The organism is Bradyrhizobium sp. LM2.9, from assembly GCF_054056555.1.
In genome coordinates this window covers 3182143-3199058 of the sequence record NZ_JBSRYJ010000002.1, presented here as the reverse complement: position 1 = coordinate 3199058, position 16916 = coordinate 3182143, and the positions used below count along the sequence as shown (strand labels likewise).

General features: G+C 65.6%; 12 protein-coding genes and 1 pseudogene. 7 read left to right on the top strand and 6 right to left on the bottom strand.

The annotated features are described in order from the left end of the window. The first annotated feature begins 49 nt into the window (after positions 1–49). The 3 genes from ACVWW3_RS17165 to ACVWW3_RS17155 are packed head-to-tail and all read left to right on the top strand — an operon-like array spanning position 50 to position 2863. Entirely contained in the window at positions 50–1183 is a 1134-nt protein-coding gene (locus tag ACVWW3_RS17165) for an MlaE family ABC transporter permease (protein ID WP_456649266.1), read from the top strand. A gap of 2 nt (positions 1184–1185) precedes the next feature. Beyond that, the gene (locus ACVWW3_RS17160; protein ID WP_456649267.1) at positions 1186–1968 is read left to right on the top strand and encodes an ABC transporter ATP-binding protein; all 783 of its coding nucleotides are present in this window, start codon (positions 1186–1188) and stop codon (positions 1966–1968) included. A gap of 16 nt (positions 1969–1984) precedes the next feature. After that, positions 1985–2863, top strand: a complete 879-nt coding sequence (locus ACVWW3_RS17155; protein WP_354052832.1) for an MlaD family protein — start codon at positions 1985–1987, stop codon at positions 2861–2863. Positions 2864–3145: 282 nt separating this feature from the next. Here ACVWW3_RS17155 and ACVWW3_RS17150 read toward each other — a convergent pair. Both ACVWW3_RS17150 and ACVWW3_RS17145 read right to left on the bottom strand, forming a co-directional pair. Then, a pseudogene (locus tag ACVWW3_RS17150) lies at positions 3146–8855 on the bottom strand (apolipoprotein A-IV repeat region-like domain-containing protein). A gap of 143 nt (positions 8856–8998) precedes the next feature. After that, positions 8999–9253 (bottom strand): hypothetical protein, encoded by a 255-nt coding sequence (locus tag ACVWW3_RS17145; protein ID WP_354106633.1) that lies wholly within the window; start codon positions 9251–9253, stop codon positions 8999–9001. On the opposite strand from ACVWW3_RS17145, the gene ACVWW3_RS17140 reads away from it, so the two are divergent. Further along, positions 9252–9626 carry an Hpt domain-containing protein gene (locus ACVWW3_RS17140; protein WP_247446372.1) on the top strand — a complete coding sequence of 125 codons (375 nt, stop codon included), beginning with the start codon at positions 9252–9254 and terminating at the stop codon, positions 9624–9626. The genes ACVWW3_RS17145 and ACVWW3_RS17140 overlap by 2 nt on opposite strands. Positions 9627–9790: 164 nt before the next feature. Beyond that, positions 9791–10111: a 2Fe-2S iron-sulfur cluster-binding protein gene (locus tag ACVWW3_RS17135; protein ID WP_045008721.1), complete on the top strand. Its 321-nt coding sequence runs from the start codon at positions 9791–9793 to the stop codon at positions 10109–10111. A gap of 13 nt (positions 10112–10124) precedes the next feature. Here ACVWW3_RS17135 and ACVWW3_RS17130 read toward each other — a convergent pair whose 3' ends face one another. Continuing rightward, positions 10125–10592, bottom strand: a complete 468-nt coding sequence (locus ACVWW3_RS17130; RefSeq protein WP_247446373.1) for an acyl-CoA thioesterase — start codon at positions 10590–10592, stop codon at positions 10125–10127. Between the two features lie 182 nt (positions 10593–10774). Between ACVWW3_RS17130 and ACVWW3_RS17125 the strand changes: the two genes are divergently transcribed. Together ACVWW3_RS17125 and ACVWW3_RS17120 are read left to right on the top strand one after the other, a co-directional pair. After that, positions 10775–11803: an NAD(P)/FAD-dependent oxidoreductase gene (locus tag ACVWW3_RS17125; RefSeq protein ID WP_247446374.1), complete on the top strand. Its 1029-nt coding sequence runs from the start codon at positions 10775–10777 to the stop codon at positions 11801–11803. Between the two features lie 122 nt (positions 11804–11925). Next, a complete protein-coding gene (locus ACVWW3_RS17120) occupies positions 11926–12528 on the top strand; it encodes a DUF2147 domain-containing protein (protein WP_456649269.1) in 603 nt (200 codons plus the stop codon). A gap of 68 nt (positions 12529–12596) precedes the next feature. On the opposite strand, the gene ACVWW3_RS17115 is transcribed toward ACVWW3_RS17120, so the two are convergent. Genes ACVWW3_RS17115 through ACVWW3_RS17105 form a run of 3 tightly spaced genes read right to left on the bottom strand, consistent with a single transcriptional unit; the run spans position 12597 to position 16852 of the window. Continuing rightward, the gene (locus tag ACVWW3_RS17115) at positions 12597–13802 is read right to left on the bottom strand and encodes a mandelate racemase/muconate lactonizing enzyme family protein (RefSeq protein WP_456649270.1); all 1206 of its coding nucleotides are present in this window, start codon (positions 13800–13802) and stop codon (positions 12597–12599) included. A gap of 43 nt (positions 13803–13845) precedes the next feature. Then, positions 13846–15387 (bottom strand): galactarate dehydratase, encoded by a 1542-nt coding sequence (gene garD, locus ACVWW3_RS17110; RefSeq protein WP_354052841.1) that lies wholly within the window; start codon positions 15385–15387, stop codon positions 13846–13848. Positions 15388–15403: 16 nt separating this feature from the next. Continuing rightward, positions 15404–16852 (bottom strand): aldehyde dehydrogenase family protein, encoded by a 1449-nt coding sequence (locus ACVWW3_RS17105; protein ID WP_247352039.1) that lies wholly within the window; start codon positions 16850–16852, stop codon positions 15404–15406. Positions 16853–16916 lie beyond the last annotated feature (64 nt).

Sequence of the window (16916 nt, the reverse complement as noted above, 5' to 3'; positions counted from 1 at the left end):
ACCATCTGATTTCATCCGTTTCCAGCGCCCCGGCACGGGAGCGGACATCTTGAGCGGCGATCCGAAGCTGGAACGGATTGCGAAAGGCAGCGCGCTGGCACTCTGCGCCACCGGAACCTGGACCGCGAGCTTCGCGCCGGTCCTGGAGCGGATGGTGGCTGACGCCGAGAAGCTCGCGGGCGGTTCGCAAAGCATCTTCATCGACGTTTCCGAGGTGGCCAAGCTGGACACGTTCGGCGCCTGGCTGATCGAACGGCTGCGCCGCAGCCTGACCCAAGGCGCGGTCGAGGCGCAGATCGCGGGGCTGTCCGCCAATTATTCGAGCCTCGTGGACGAGGTGCGGCGGGTCAGGGCGACGCCCGTGATCGACACCAGTGCCGTCACCATCACCGGCATGCTGGAGCAGATCGGCCGGGCCGTGGCTGGCGTTGGCGGCACTGTGGCAGGCCTGATCGACATGCTCGGCGCGGTGCTCGCGGCGGGCGCGCGCACCCTGATTCACCCGCGCTCGTTCCGCCTGACCTCGACCGTGCATCATCTCGAGCAGGTCTGCTGGCGCGCAGTGCCGATCGTGGTGCTGATCACCTTCCTGATCGGCTGCATCATCGCCCAGCAGGGCATCTTCCATTTCCGCAGGTTCGGTGCCGACATCTTCGTCGTCGACATGCTCGGCGTGCTGGTGCTGCGCGAGATCGGCGTGCTCCTGGTCGCGATCATGGTCGCGGGCCGCTCGGGCAGCGCCTACACCGCCGAGCTCGGCTCGATGAAGATGCGCGAGGAGATCGACGCATTGCGCACCATGGGGTTCGACCCGATCGAGGTGCTGGTGCTGCCGCGCATGCTGGCGCTGGTGCTGGCGCTGCCGATTCTGGCCTTCCTCGGTGCCATGGCCGCGCTCTATGGCGGCGGTCTCGTCGCCTGGCTCTATGGCGGCGTCGATCCCGAAGCGTTTTTGCTGCGCCTGCGCGACGCCATCTCGATCGACCATTTCATCGTCGGCATCGTGAAAGCACCGGTGATGGCCGCCGTGATCGGCATCGTCGCCTGTGTCGAAGGGCTCGCCGTGCAGGGCAGCGCGGAATCGCTCGGACAGCACACCACGGCGTCCGTGGTGAAGGGCATCTTCTTCGTCATCGTCATGGACGGCGTGTTCGCCATCTTCTTCGCCTCGATCGGGATGTGACGATGGCGCAGGAAGTTCGAAACGGAATTCAAAACCCGATCATCCGCGTCCGCGACATCACCGTGCAGTTCGGCGCGACGCGCGTGCTCGACGGCCTCGACCTCGACGTCAAGCGCGGCGAGATTCTTGGCTTCGTCGGCCCCTCGGGGGCCGGCAAATCGGTGCTGACGCGCACCATCATCGGCCTCGTGCCGAAGGTCGCAGGCAGCATCGAGGTGTTCGGCGTCGATCTGGATGCCTCCAATATGTCGCAGCGTCGCAACGTGGAGCGGCGCTGGGGCGTGCTGTTCCAGCAGGGCGCGCTGTTCTCCTCGCTGACGGTGCGGCAGAACATCCAGTTTCCGATGCGCGAATATCTGCGGGTCTCGCAGCGGCTGATGGACGAGATCACCATCGCCAAGCTCACCATGGTGGGTCTCAAGCCCGAAGTCGCCGATCGCTTTCCCTCCGAATTGTCGGGCGGCATGATCAAGCGCGTGGCGCTTGCGCGCGCGCTGTCGCTCGATCCGGATCTGGTGTTTCTGGACGAGCCGACCTCAGGCCTGGACCCGATCGGCGCCGGCGACTTCGACGAACTGGTGAGGACCCTCCAGCGCACTTTGGGGCTGACTGTTTTCATGGTAACCCACGATCTCGATAGCCTTTACACAGCATGTGACCGCATCGCCGTTTTAGGGAACGGTAAGATCATTGCGGCAGGGTCGATCGCCGACATGCAGGCCTCGCAGCATCCCTGGCTGAGGCAATATTTCCATGGCAAGCGCGCTCGCGCGGTGATGGGCTGAGGTGCCGGAGTAGCTGATGGAAACGCGTGCAAATTACGTGCTGATCGGATCGTTCACGCTGGCGGTGATCGCCGCTGCGATCGGCTTCGTGTTGTGGTTTCAGTCGTTGCACACCACCAAGCAGCGCAGCCCCCTGCGCGTCGTTTTCGAGGGCCCGGCGGCGGGCCTGCGCAACGGCGGCAGCGTCAATTTCAACGGTATCCGAGTGGGCGAGGTGGTCTCGGTGAAGCTCGACAACCCGCGGCGGGTTGTCGCACTCGCCATGGTCGAGAACAACGCCCCGATCCGCAAGGACACCCTGGTCGGCCTCGAATTCCAGGGCCTGACCGGAGTCGCCGCGATCTCGCTCAAGGGCGGCGAGGAGGCGGCACCTCCGCCACCGCTCGACGAGGACGGTATCCCGTCGCTGACGGCGGATCCCAACAAGCTCCAGGACGTCACCGAGGCGATCCGCGGCACGCTCCAGAACATCAACAAGATCGTCGCCGACAATCAGGAATCGGTGAAGAATTCGCTGAAGAATCTCGAGACCTTCACCAACTCGCTCGCCCGCAACTCCGAGAAGATCGATGGCGTGATGGCCAAGGTCGACGGCGTCATGCTCAAGGCCGACAGCCTCATGCTCGGCCTCAACACGCTCGCCGGCGGCAAGGACGGCGGTGAGCTATTCCTGGCGGTGAAGTCGATCCGCGAACTGGCCGACGATTTCGACAAGCGCTCCGGCGCGCTGATGACCGACGGCCGCCGTACCCTGGGCGACATCAGCCGCGCCGTGAACAATTTCGACCGCAACCCGACCCGCGTGCTGTTCGGCGCCAGCAACAGCGCGCCGGCCGCCGCTCCGCCGCCGCCAGAGCCGCTAAAGCCCGCGACGCCGGAGCGCAGGCGGCAGTAGGGCTTGGCCTGGTCGTAGCGCTCGGTCTCGTGTCCCGGACGCGCTGCAGCGTGTAACGCTGCTGCGCAGAGCCCGGGCCCAGAAGGCAACACGGTACAATGCCGCGATATGGGCCCCGGCTCTGCAGCGCACCGCCGAGGGCGCTGCGCTGCGTCCGGGGCACGAGAGCGAATGATGCGTTCGCTTTTCCCATCCCCACCATTGCACCGGCGTAACTTCAAACAAAACGGAGCCCGCGAGGGCTCCGTTTTTCATTCGCTGTTCGCTATCGCTGCGGGCCGCTTACCCCAGCCGTCCCGCGCTGTGCGCGAGCAGGGTGTAGACCAGACCCGTCTCCGAGGTCAGGTGGTTGCGCAGCTCCTGCGGGCCGCGGCCGTCGCGGGCGACTTCATCGAGCAGGCGTTCGAACTCGGCGACGTAGCGGTCGACCGTGCCCTTGAAGTTGCGATCGGAGCGGTACTTGCGGGCGACCTCGTCAAAAGCCTTCTGGCCGGCGGGCGTGTAGAGGCGCTTGGTGAAGGCCTTGTTCTCGCCGCGCTGGTAGCGGTCCCACATCTCGGCAGCGAGGTTGCGGTCCATCAGCCGGCCGATGTCGAGCGACAGCGATTCCAGCGGATTGCCGCCACCTTGCGGCGCCTGTGGCTGCGGAGCCGGTGCGGCGGTTTGGCGGCCGCGCTGAGCTTCACGTCCGGTCGGCGCACCCTGGTTCGCGTCCGTGCGGCTCAAGAGGTCCGACAGCCAGCCGTCGCGGCCCTGGTCGCTGCCCGCGGGCGCGACCGGCGGAGCTTCGGTGCGGCGCGAGGCCGGCATGCCGAGGTCCGGCGGCGGCAGCGTGGAGGCGCTGCCGGTGTCGCGCATGCGGGTCTCTGTGCTGCGGCCGCCCGCGGTCGCCAGCATCGGCTCTTCCTGGCGCTGCACGCTGGCGCGGCCCGTCGTGGAGACGTCGAGGCCGCGGCCATGCTGGGCCACGATGCGGTTGAGCTCGGCGAGGGCCTCGATCTGGTCGACGATCACCTTGCGCATCTGCGCAGTGCTCTCGGCGGCCTCCTGCGGCATCTCGAGCACGCCGCGGCGCAGCTCGTTGCGGGTAGCTTCGAGCTCGTTGTGCATCTCGAACGCCATCTGCTTCATGCTGGAGACGAGGTTGGTGAACTTCTCGGTCGATTGCTTGAACATCGTATCCGCCTCGTCGGTGGTCTGGCGGTAGATGTCGTGCATGGCCTCGACTGTCTGCCGGTGCTCCTCTTCGGAGGCCGACCGTACCGCCTCGAACTGGCGGGTGATCGCGGCGGAACCGGCGCCGGCCGTCTCGGCCACGACACGGGCGATGTCGCGAGCGCGCTCTTCGGCGGCCGCCAGCGATTCATCGAGCAGGCCGGTGAAGCGCGACAGACGCTGGTCGAGATCGGCCGTGCGCAGGTCGATCGTGGTGACGAGCGATTCCAGCGCCAGCTTGCGTTCGGCGAGCGAGGCGGTGGTGTTCTTGTTGCTCTGCTCCACGACCTGCGCGGCCTCGACGAGTGCCTTGCCGTGCGCGTCGAACTGGGTCGACAGCTCGCCGAGATCCTGGAGCGCCCGCGTGGTCTTGCTGTTGAAGACGTTGAGCTGGTCTTCCAGGTTCTGCGTCGCAGCGCCGTTGCGCGAGGTGACGTCGTTCATCGCCGAGACGAAGTCGGCGACGCGCGTCACCAGCGCCCGCTCGAGCGAGTTGAGGTTGTCGTGCGCACCGGTCAGCACCTCCTGGAGCAGGATATTGCCTTCGCGCAGTCGCTCGAACAGGGCGACCGTGTCGGTGCGCAGGATCTTGCTGGTCTCCTGCATCTCGGTGACGGCCGCGATCGAGACCTGGCGCGACTGGTCGATCGCCGCGCGCGAGGCCTGCTCGAGGTCCTTGAGCGACTTGTTGACGGCACCTGTCGCCATCTCGCTCGCCGAGTTGATGGTCCGTGCCACTTCGGAGCCGTTGCCCATCATCGTCTGCGAGAACGCGTGGCCGCGCGTCTCGATCGACTTCAGCGCGTCGGACGTGACACGATCGATGTCGAGCGTGAGCTGGCTGGTCTTCGAGCCGATCGCGTCCACGAGCGAGCCGCGCTTGGCATCGATCATGTTGGCAAGACGGTCGGACTGCTGCTGCACGTAGGTGACGATCTCGTCGGTCTTGCCGGTCATGGCCTGGCCGAAGCTGCTGCTGGCGGCGAGCACCGAGCGCTCGACGTCCGCCGAGCTCGACTTGACCCGCGAACTTGCCTCGTTGGAGGCGTTGATCAGCGCGTTCTGGGCGTTGAGCGCGCTGGTCTGGATGTCGTTGGTCGCGTTCGCGGTGGCCGTGCTCAGCGTGCGCTCGATCTCGGTCGAGATCGTGCGGATCTGGCTTGCGGCGTCCGCCGACGTCGTGGTCAGCGAGGTCTGCGCCTCGCGTGCGCTGTTGAGGATGGTCGAGGCAGTGTCGGCGCCGACCGAGGTCAGCGTGCGCTCGATATCCGTGGTCAGCGACTTGATCTGGCTCGCTGCGTCCGTCGAGGCGGAGATCAGCGTGCCCTGGGCCTCGCGTACGCCGCTGGTGAGCGCCTCGATGGTGGCGCCGCCGGCGGTCGCCAGCGCGCGCTGCATCTCGGCCGCCAGCGAACGGACCTGGCCGGTCTGCTCCGCGGAGACCGCCAGCAGGGTGCTCTGGGCGTCGCGGGCGCTGGTCGTGATCGTCTCGGCGGTCGACTGGCCGACCTGCGAGAGCGACCGATGCACTTCGGCCGCCAGCGACTTGACCTGGCTCGCCGCATCCGAGGACGCGTTGACGAGCGTGCTCTGGGCTTCGCGGGCGCCGGTCATGATGGTCTCGGCCGTCGCGGTGCCGGCCATCGAGAGCGAGCGCTGCACGTCCGAGGACAGCGCCTTGATCTGGTTGGCGGTCTCGCTCGAGGCCGCGATCAGCGTGCTCTGCGCATCGCGGGCGCCGGCGGTGATCGATTCCGCCGTGGAGGAGCCGGCCATCGACAGCGAGCGCTGCACGTCGGCGGTGAGGGTCTTGACGTGGTTGGCCGCGTCCGAGGACGCCGTGACCAGCGTGGTCTGCACCTCGCGGGCACCTGCCAGGATCGAGGCGGCGGTTGCCGAGCCCGCCGACGACAGCGTGCGTTCGACGTCGGCCGCGAGCCCCTTGATCTGGTTGGAGGCCTCGCCGGATGCGGCGACCAGCGTCGACTGTGCTTCGCGGGCGCTGCTCAGGATCGAGTTCGCGGCACCGGTACCGACCGCGGTCAGCGCGCGCTCGACCTCGGCGGAGGTCATCTTGAGCTGGGCGTTGACGTCGGAGGAAACCGTCATCAGCGACTGCTGCGCGGTGCGCGCACCGGTCTGGATGGTCTCGCTGGTGTTGACCACGAGGTTGGTGAGCGAGCGCTCGGCGTCCTCGACATGCGAGCGGATCGCGGTCGAGATCATCTCGGCGCGGGACATCATGTCCTCGCTGGCCTGGCGTCCGCTGCTCTCGATGCGGCCGGCGACTGCCTCGACGCGCGAGCCGAGCAGGTCCTCGAACTGCGCCACGCGCATGTCGATGTCGCTGGCGACCGATCCGACCTTGGTCTCGATGGCCTGGTGGATGTCCTGGAAGCGCGCCGTGACCGTGTCGGTCAGATGCATGCTGCGGCCGTCGATGAGTTCGCCGACGCTGGTGATGCGGCGGTCGACCGCCTCGATCGCCTGCGCGGTGCCGTCCGTGAGCGTCGAGGTCAGGAGGGTGAGGCGGGTGTCGATCGACTGCACGGCCTGCGAGGCGCCGTTCGTCACCGCGGTGGTCAGGTAGGTGAGGCGGGTGTCGATGGATTCGAGCGCCTGCGAGGCGCCGCCGGTGAGGGTGGTCGTCAGATGCGTCAGCCGCGTATCGATCGTCTGGATGGTCTGCGATGCGCCATCGGTCAGCGAGGTCGCGAGGTAGTTGAGGCGGGTGTCGATCGTCTCGATCGCCTGCGATGCGCCATCGGTCAGCGACGTCGTGAGGTGGGTGAGGCGGGAGTCGATCGACTGGATCGCCTGCGCGGCACCGTCGGTCAGCGACGAGGAAAGCGTGTTGAGCCGTCCGTCGATGGTCTCGGTGACCGACATTCGCACGGGTATCGAACGACTGTTCGAGCGCGGCGACGCGGCCGACGAGCTGTTCGTCGAAGGTCTTGATGTGACCGTCGATTGCAGAGTCGAGGCCGGATATCTTGCCGTTCAGCGAGGCATCGAAGTTGGTGACACGTTCGCCGATCGTGGTCTCGAACTGCACCAGGCGCTGGTCGAGGACAGCCGTGATCGCGCCGCCGTTGGAGGTGAAGCGGGTGTCGAAATTGTCGATATAGCTCTTCAGGCTCTCGTGGATGTCCTGGGTGCGCTGGCCCATGCGATCGACGATCTCGCCGCCGAACGTCTTCACGGTGCGGTCGAATTCGGAGATGTGGCGGGTGATCAATGCGCCCAGCGTGCCGGAGTCGCGGGCGAATTTCTCGACCAGCTCGCTGCCCTGGTTCCTCACCAGTTCGTCGAAGGCGCTCATCTGGAGCGACAGCGAGTCGTGCGCGGTCTCGGTCTGGCTGACGACCTTGGCGACCAGCGTGTTGACGGTGGCGTCGAGCGCTTCGCTCGCCTTGTCGCCGGAGGTCATGATGTGGCCGGCGAGGCGGTTGCCGGCGTCGTCGATCTTGGCGGAGAGGTCGTTGGAGCGCAGCTCGAGCTCGAGCAGCAGCGAGTCCGACGAATTCTTCAGGCTGTCGTGCACCTGCTCGGTGCGCTCGGAGATGCCGTCGACGATCGCGGCGGAGCGCTGCTCGAACTCGCCGGTGATGCGGTCGATGCGCTCGTTCAGCATCTCGTGGACGCGGTCGGCGAGGTCGACGAACTCGTCGTGGACGTGGCCGGTCTTGAAATTGAGGCTGGTGGTCAGCCGCTCGCTGGCGTCGAGCACCGCGCGCGTGGTCTCGTTGCTGGCCTCTTCGAGGCGGTCGAGCAGGTCTCCGCCGCGCTCGCCGAGCGCGAGGATCATGTTGTCGCCGGCGTTGCTGAGTGCACCGGTGATGTGGGCGCCGCGCTCTTCGAGCGCGCCGGTGATGGACTTGGCGACCTCGTCGACGCGCGAGGCGATCGCGTCCGAGATCAGCGCGATGTCATGGCGCAGATCGATCTGCACGCCGGAGATGGCGCTGCGGACCTGCTCGGCCTGGCCGACCAGATTGTCGCGCTGATGCGCGATGTCCTGGAGCAGGGCGCGGATGCGCACTTCGTTGTCGGAATAGGCGCGTTCGAGCGCCGCGACCTCGTTGGCGACCAGCGTCTCGAGTTCGCCGGCGCGCGCGATCGCGCGCTCGATGCCGTCGCCCATCGCCGCAACCTCGCGGCGGATGGCCTGGCCGACGGTCACCATGGAATCCGAAGCCGAGCCTTCCGGCTCGGAGAAGCGGATCGCAACCTGCGCCATCGCCTGCGCGACCGAGCTCATTTGCTGACCGCGCCAGACGAGGCTCGCGAGGAAGAAGAACAGCATGATCGGCGCGAAGAACATAGTGACGAGGCCGGCAATGGCCAACACGCCGCCGCTCTGCCCCATCGCCGCCTGGATCGAAGGCAGGAAGCCGACCGTCAGCGCGGCGCAGGCCGCGAGCCAGATGACGGTGAAGATTGTCGCGCCGGTGTAGATGTTGCGGGTCGGGCGTCCCGTCTGCAACGTCTGCAAGAGCTGGCCGATGGTCGCACGGTCGTCATTGGCGGCGCGGCGCGAGGAGCGCGGCTCCTCGATCTGGTCGAACATCGCGCGTTCGTTCGCGGCAGGACGCGGGTCGAAGCTCGGTTCGTCGAACATCGGGGGGGTCGGTGGCGCGGCCGGAGGCGACGTTTCGTTACGCATCGAGGCGTTGCGGCTGGTGTCCGCAGCCGTGTCGCTGATGTTCAGGGCTTCCTGGATCGCAGAAAGCGCATCTTCTGTCGGGTCTTTGACCTTTTTCGGAGTGTTTGCCATGTTCAGTCCGAGCCCTCGTTACTTGTACGCGTCCCTCCGCGAGCTCTGCGCGCTACGCAAGCCCACAGTCCGGATCATGCCGCTTGCGCGGATTTCCGAGCCGTCCCCACCCGGACGGCTTGTCCGCCAATTTCCAAAACATCCTATTGGCAGAGCGTCGCGAATGAAATGGCTGCGATTAAGACATTCTTAATCATCGTTAACAGGATCGCGCCGTAACGCCTTAGCAATACATGAAATTCTCCACCGGACTCGCCGGATTGCGGCAACTTTTCGTCAATAAACAGGCGGATTTGCGCAAAACAGCCGGAACACTTCGTTAACCATTTCCATGCTTCGGTGGAGGGAACCTGACCGCCGAACCGGCGGACATCGCGCGATGCCGGGGCCTGCGCCATGATGCCTGAACTGCAACGGATGGACTGGATGCCCTCGCCCCCGCTTGCACCCATCGACAACCTGCTCGACCTCGATCACCTCTCCCGCATGACGCTCGGCGACGTTGAGCTGGAACAGGAAGTGCTGGCGATGTTTGCCGAGCAGGCGGTCCGCCTGATTGCGGCTATGGCAGCGCTGCCGAGTGATGCCGGCGCACTCGCCCACAAGCTCAAGGGCTCGGCGCGCGGGATCGGCGCTTTTGCGGTGGCGGATGCCGCAGCCAGCCTCGAGACCGCGATCCGGACCGGCCAGGGCCGGCCCCACGCCTTCGCCGCGCTGAAAGAGGCGGTGACCGAGGCTCGCGCCGCCATCGAGACGATCCTGAAGCCTTAGGACGACAGGGCCGACCCGTGCCCTAGTCTTTTGTTTTGACGGGTTTTCTTGCCGCGAAGCGGGATTAACGTCTTATCAAAACGCTATGGCGCCGGGCTGACCGACCCGTTATAGGACAGCCCGGACCCTCCTTCATTCCCAAGATCGCGGCAGTACGAGCACACATGGCCAAAATTCACTTTGTCGATCACAAGGGCGAAACCCGTACGGTGGACGTCGAGAACGGCGCGACCGTGATGGAAGCCGCCATCCGCAACAGCATTCCCGGCATCGAGGCTGAATGCGGTGGCGCCTGCGCCTGCGCCACCTGCCATGTCTATGTCGACGAAGCCTGGCGCGAGAAGGTCGGCAGCCCGACACCGATGGAAGAGGACATGCTCGACTTCGGCTTCGACGTGCGCCCGAACTCGCGCCTGTCCTGCCAGATCAAGGTCTCCGACGAACTCGACGGCCTCGTCGTGGCGACGCCGGAACGCCAGGCCTAACTCTCCGTAGTTATCATGTGCTCGGCGGCGCGACCTCAATGCCGCGCTTGTGCCAGGGCCTGAGCTTCTCGAGCACTTCTGAGGTCAGCGGTGCCGGCCGTCGCGTCGTCTCGTCGAGCATGACGCCGACTGACGTCGCAGACGCAATACATTTCCCGTTCGAAAACACGACCTGCTCGAAGGTCACCGATGTCCGCCCGAGCTTCACCACGCCGAGGCCGAGCTCGATCGTATTCGGCCAGTGCAACTCGGCGCGAAAATGCATGTCGAGCCGCACCATGATCCAGGCAAGTCCCGGCGGCGTCAGGCCGTATTCCGGAAGCTTCATCAGCGTGACACGGCCGGTCTCGAAATAGGTGGCGTAGACCGCGTTGTTGACGTGCTGGTTTGGATCGAGATCACCGAAGCGGACATTGTCGCTGAGGCGAAAAGGGTAGTCCTCCAGGTGCGGCGTCGTATCGAGGCGGCGTGGTGCGTTCACCGATTGATCTCCGTCATATCGTTGCTCGTTACAGCCCAGTTATCCTGACCCGGCAAGTGGGCGCGGCTGCGGGGCGCACCCGCTTTTATGCCTTCCCTGATCCATCCCCGTTGGCTAGACAGGCAGGGTCACCTCTGCCCGCCGGGCGCCGTGCCACCGATAACGACCGATAAAGAGACGACATGAGCGATGTGATCAAAACCGATGTGCTGATTATTGGCGCCGGCCCCTGCGGTCTGTTCGCCGCCTTCGAGCTTGGCCTTCTCGACATGAAGGCGCATTTCGTCGACATCCTCGACAAGGTCGGCGGCCAGTGCGCCGAGCTCTATCCGGAAAAACCGATCTACGACATTCCCGGCATTCCGCAGGTTTCGGGCCAGGGTCTCACCGAGGCGCTGATGGAGCAGATCAAGCCGTTCCATCCGACCTTCCATCTTGGCGAGATGATCGAGACCGTGGAGAAGATCGGCGATCCCCTGTTTCGCTGCACCACCGACGCCGGCAAGGTGTTCGAATGCAAGGTGCTGGTGATCGCTGCCGGCGGAGGCTCGTTCCAGCCCAAGCGTCCGCCGGTGCCGGGGATCGAAGCCTATGAAGGAAGCTCGGTGCACTACGCCGTGCGCAAGATGGAGACGTTCCGCGACAAGAACGTGCTGATCGTCGGCGGCGGCGATTCCGCGCTCGACTGGACGCTCAATCTGCATCCGATTGCCAACCGCATCACGCTGCTGCACCGTCGCGACGATTTTCGCGCCGCCCCCCACAGCGTCGAGCAGATGCGCGCGCTGGTCGCTGGCGGCAAGATGGATCTGCGGCTCGGCCAGGTCACCGCGCTGTCAGGCAACGAGGGCAAGCTGACCGGTGCCACGATCAAGGGCAACGACAACAATGTGACCGATATTGCCTGCGACACCATGCTGCCGTTCTTCGGGCTGACCATGAAACTCGGTCCGGTCGCGAACTGGGGCATCTCGCTGGAGAACAATCTGGTGCCGGTCGAGACGTCCGCGTTCGAGACAAATGTGCGCGGCATCTTCGCGATCGGCGACATCAACACCTATCCCGGCAAGCTCAAGCTGATCCTGTGCGGTTTCCACGAGGGCGCGCTGATGTCGCAAAAAGCCCATCGCTATGTCTATCCGGAGAAGCGGCTCGTGTTCCAGTACACGACTTCGTCCTCCAGCCTGCAAAAGAAGCTCGGTGTCAACTGACGGCGGCGAGCGGGGAGGCGGTGCCCATGTTTCTGGTGCTGGAACCGTTCGCGAAATCGCCGTAGTCTGCGGCCATTGGAGTGACGGCTCAGCAGGGCGATTGGCTTAGCAAGGTGATGATAATGCGGAATCTCTTTTCCAGCTTTCGGCTGTTCTCGCTCCTCGCGCTCGCGATGTCGCTCGGTGCGGTGAGCCCGGCTGCGGCGCAAGTCCAGCAGCCAACCGCCGCGGGTCTTTGGCAGAAGGTCGAAGACGGCAAGACGGTGGGATGGTTTCTCTTCATCGACCACAGCGGTGTGTTCGAAGGCGTGATCGCAAAAACCTTTCCGCGGCCCGGCGACGATCCGAACGAGATCTGCGCGAAATGCACGGACGATCGCAAGAACGCGCCGGTGCTCGGGCTCTCCTTCATCCGCGACATGAAGCGCGACGGCTTGAAGTACGACGGCGGCAACGTGGTCAATCCGCGCGACGGCAACGTCTGGAAGGCCAAGATGACGGTCAGCCCTGATGGCCAGACGCTGACGATGCGCGGCTTCCTCGGCATCTCCCTGTTCGGCAAGGACGAGACCTGGACGCGTCTGCCCGACGCCAACATTGCCCAGGTCGACCCCACCATCGTCGCGAAGTATCTTCCGGCGCAAGCGACCGCCGCGACCAAGCCCGTGCCGGCGCCCGCGGCGAAGAAGGGCGGCGCGATGATGGCGCCCGCGCCCAAGCAGTAGGACGTTCCCGCTTAGCTCCGCTGTCATTCCCCGCGGGAGTCGTCGTGCGGTGACGCGTCGGTCGTGCCCTACGCGCTGAAAATGGACTCTCGCACCACTACGTCCGCGCGGCGGCGCACGTCCGGATTGAGCGCAAGCCCGAGGCCGGGCGCACGCGGCGCAGACACGATGCCGTTGTTCACCGTCGGAAGAGCGGTGACGAGATCGCGATACCAGGTCGAGAGCGTCGCGCGCACGACCTCCTGGAAGATCGCGGTCGGCGCATGCAGCGCCAGATGCAGCCCCGCCATCAGCGCGACCGGGCCGGTACAATCGTGCGGGGCGAGCGGCTTGTTGTAGGCTTCGGCCAGGGCGGCGATTTTGCGCGCCTCGGTCAATCCGCCACACCAGGCGATGTCGAGCATCACCACGTCGATGGCGTCGGCTGCAAGCAGATTGCGGAAGCTCGCCGCGCCCGCCAGCGTTTCGCTGCCGCAGATCGGCGTTTTCACGCGCCGTCTGAGGTCGGCAAGGCCCTGCACATCGTCCATCTTGCCGAGGGGATCCTCGACCCAGAACACGCCGTAATCTTCGAGCGCGCGGCAGATGCGCTCGGCGGTCTGCGCGCCCCACAGGCTGTGCAGCTCGCACATGATCTCGATGCGTTCGCCGACGGCGGCGCGGATCTTCCGGAACGGTTCGAGACCGGTTTTGAGGTCGATCAGGGAAATCGAATGGCCGCCATTGGCGGCAAAGGGGTCGAATGGCCAGATCTTCATGGCGCCATAGCCTTCGCTCAAAAGGCTTTCGGCGAGCGCTCCGGCGTCGCGCATGAAGGCGATCTGATCGTCATAGGGGCCGAGCGCGGTGTCGTCCGCACCGATCTCGCGGCGCCTGGCGCTCTTTGTATTGTAGGCGTAGCCGGCGCAAGTGTTGTAGGCGCGGATTTCGAGTCGGCTCGCGCCGCCGAGCGCCTCGTGCACGGGAATGCCGTGGCGCTGGCCCTTGAGGTCCCACAGCGCGATGTCGATGGCGCTGGCGGCGCGCACCTCGGCGCTGACACTGTGGAAGCCGAGATACGGCGTCAGCAACTGACGCGATACGGCTTCGATGCGGCGGGAATCCTGGCCGAGCACCAGCGGTGCTGCGAGCTCATGGACGGCAGCCTCAACGGCCTGCGCCCCTCGAAAGCTCTCGCCGAGGCCGGTGAGCCCTTCGTCCGTTTCGATTTCGACCCAGATCAGGTTGGGCCGTTCCTCGATGCGGATGGTGCGCAAGGTCGTGATGCGGGACATTGAGACGTCCTCTTGATTTTCGGTCAGTGTCTACGCGCGGCGCTCACGTCACCGGCGCCGGATTGAACAGCGTGAGATCGTTGTGGATGCCCCAGCGATCCGACCAGGGTTGCGTGCGGCCGCTGGCGACGTCGAGGATCAAGCGGAACAGGTCCCAGCCGGTTTCCTCGATGGTCTTCTCGCCGGTGGCGATGCCGCCGGCATCGAAATCGATCAGGTCCTTCCAGCGGCGCGCAAGCTCGCTGCGGGTCGCGACCTTGATCACGGGCGCAGCCGCAAGGCCGTAAGGCGTGCCGCGGCCGGTGGTGAACACTTGCAGCGTCATGCCGGAGGCGAGCTGGAGCGTGCCGCAGATGAAGTCGGACGCAGGCGTTGCCGCGAACAGCATGCCCTTCTGCGTCGCCTTCTCGCCGGGCGAGAGCACGCCGGTGATGGCGCTCGATCCGGACTTGACGATCGAGCCCAATGACTTCTCGACGATGTTGGCAAGCCCGCCCTTCTTGTTGCCGGGCGTTGTGTTGGCGCTGCGATCGGCGCCGCCGCGGGCCAGATAGGAATCGTACCAGGCCATCTCGCGCACCAGCGCGCGGCCTACGTCCTCGTTGATGGCGCGTCGGGTGAGCAGCTGGATCGCATCGCGCACTTCGGTGACTTCGGAGAACATCACGGTGGCGCCGGCACGCACCAGCAGGTCCGCGGCGAAGCCGACGGCCGGGTTCGCGGTGACGCCGGAGAAGGCGTCGCTACCGCCGCATTGCAGGCCGATGACGAGATCGGCGGCCGGGCAGGTCTCGCGGGTGCGCTTGTTGAGGATTTTCAGGCGGGCTTCGGCCTGGGTCATGATCGCGTCGACGATCGCGCCAAACCCGTCGAAGGCTTCGTCCTGCATGCGCACGATGGCGTTGCTGACGCCTTCGGGCACCAGGCGCTCGGGCGCGAGCTTTTCGCAGCCGAGGCTGATGACCAGGATCTCGCCACCGAAGTTCGGGTTCTGCGCGATGTTTTGCAGCGTGCGGATCGGAATCACGGCGTCGGGCGCGTTGATGGCGACGCCGCAGCCATAGGCATGCGTCAGCGGCACGACGTCATCGACGTTCGGGTACTTCGGCAGCAGCTCGGCGCGGATGCGCTTGACCGCATATTCCATCGTACCCTTGACGCATTGCACGGAGGAGGAGATGCCGAGAATGTTCTTGGTGCCGACCGAGCCGTCGGAATTGCGGAAGCCCTCGAAGGTAAAACCTTCGAGCGGCGGCAGCGGCGCGGGCACGGCGGTCGAGATTTCGAGCTTGTCGAGGGCAGGGGCCTCCGGCATGCGGATGCGCGCCTCGTCCACCCATTCGCCGGCCAGGATCGGCGAGAGCGCGTGGCCGATCACCTCGCCGTAGCGGATGATCGGCTGATCCTGTGCAATGTCGACCAGGGCCGTCTTGTGTCCTTGCGGCACGAAGGCGCGCAGCGTCAGCCCGCAGGCAAAGCGGGAGCCGGCGGGAAGCCCGAAATCATTGACCACGATCGCGACATTGTCGCGCTCGTGGAGCTTGATGTAGCGCGGCTGCTCTTTCGCTGCGACGTCCTGGTCCATTTGATATTCCCCGTGGTTAGCCGGGATACGTATAGGCGGTCTTCACCGTCGTGTAGAACTCGCGGGCGTACGAGCCCTGCTCGCGGGCACCGTAGCTCGAACCCTTCCGGCCGCCGAACGGCACGTGATAGTCGACGCCGGCGGTCGGCAGATTGACCATCACCATGCCGGACTCGCTGTTGCGCTTGTAGTGCGAGGCGTATTTCAGGCTGGAGGTGCAGATGCCGGAAGCGAGGCCGAACTCGGTGTCGTTGGAGATCGCCAGCGCCTCCTCGTAGTTCTTGGCGCGAATGACGGTAGCCACCGGCCCGAAGATCTCTTCGCGCGCGATGCGCATGTTGTTGTTGGCTTCGGTGAACAGCGCCGGCTGGAGGTAGTGGCCGGGCGTCTCGCGCTTGAGCAGCTCGCCGCCCCAGGCGAGCTTGGCGCCTTCGTCCTGGCCGATCTTGATGTAGCGCAGGTCCTGGTCGAGCTGGCTCTGGTCGACAACGGGGCCGATATGCACGCCGGCCTTGAGCGCGTCGTCCACCGACAGGCCCTTCAGGCGCTCGGCCATTGCGGCGACGAAGCGGTCATGGATGCCTTCGGTGACGATCAGGCGAGACGAAGCAGTGCAGCGCTGGCCGGTCGAGAAATAGGCGCCGTTGACGGCGACCTCGACGGCGGTCTTGAGATCGGCGTCGTCGAGCACGACCAGCGGGTTCTTGCCGCCCATCTCGAGCTGGAACTTCTTCATCGGGTTCGAGAGCACGCAGGCCTGCGCGATCTTGCGCCCCGTCTGCACCGAGCCGGTGAAGGAGATCGCCGCGACATCCGGGTGCTCAAGCAGGGTCTGCCCGACCACCGAGCCGGAGCCGATCACGAGGTTGAACACGCCGGCAGGAATGCCGGAACGGGTGATGATCTCGGACAGCGCATGCGCCGAGCCCGGCACCAGCTCGGCCGGCTTGAACACGACGGTGTTGCCGTAGCAGAGCGCCGGCGCGATCTTCCAGGCGGGGATCGCGATCGGGAAATTCCAGGGCGTGATCATGCCGACGACTCCGACCGGCTCACGGGTGAGCTCGACGTCGATGCCGGGACGCACCGAGGCGCCCTTCTCGCCGATCAGGCGCAGCGCTTCGCCGGCGAAGAACGCAAAAATCTGGCCGGCGCGCGCGACCTCGCCGATGCCCTCGGGCAGGGTCTTGCCTTCCTCGCGGGCGAGCAGGCGGCCGAGCTCTTCCTTGCGGGCGATGATCTCGAGAGAGATCTTGTTCAGCGCGTCATAGCGCACCTGCGGCGTCGACTGCGCCCAGGCGGGGAAGGCGGCCTTGGCGGCGGCGACGGCCTTCTCGGTCTGCGCCTTGTCGGCCTTGGCGTATTCGCCGACGACGTCGTTGGTGTTGGAGGGGTTGATGTTCCTGGTGACGGCGGAGCCATCGACCCATTCGCCGCCGATGAAGTTCTTCAGGATCGCAGTCATGTTGTCCTCCTTATTTGAGAAGCATGATCCTTATCGGAAAACCGGTGTCCACTTTTCCGGGATC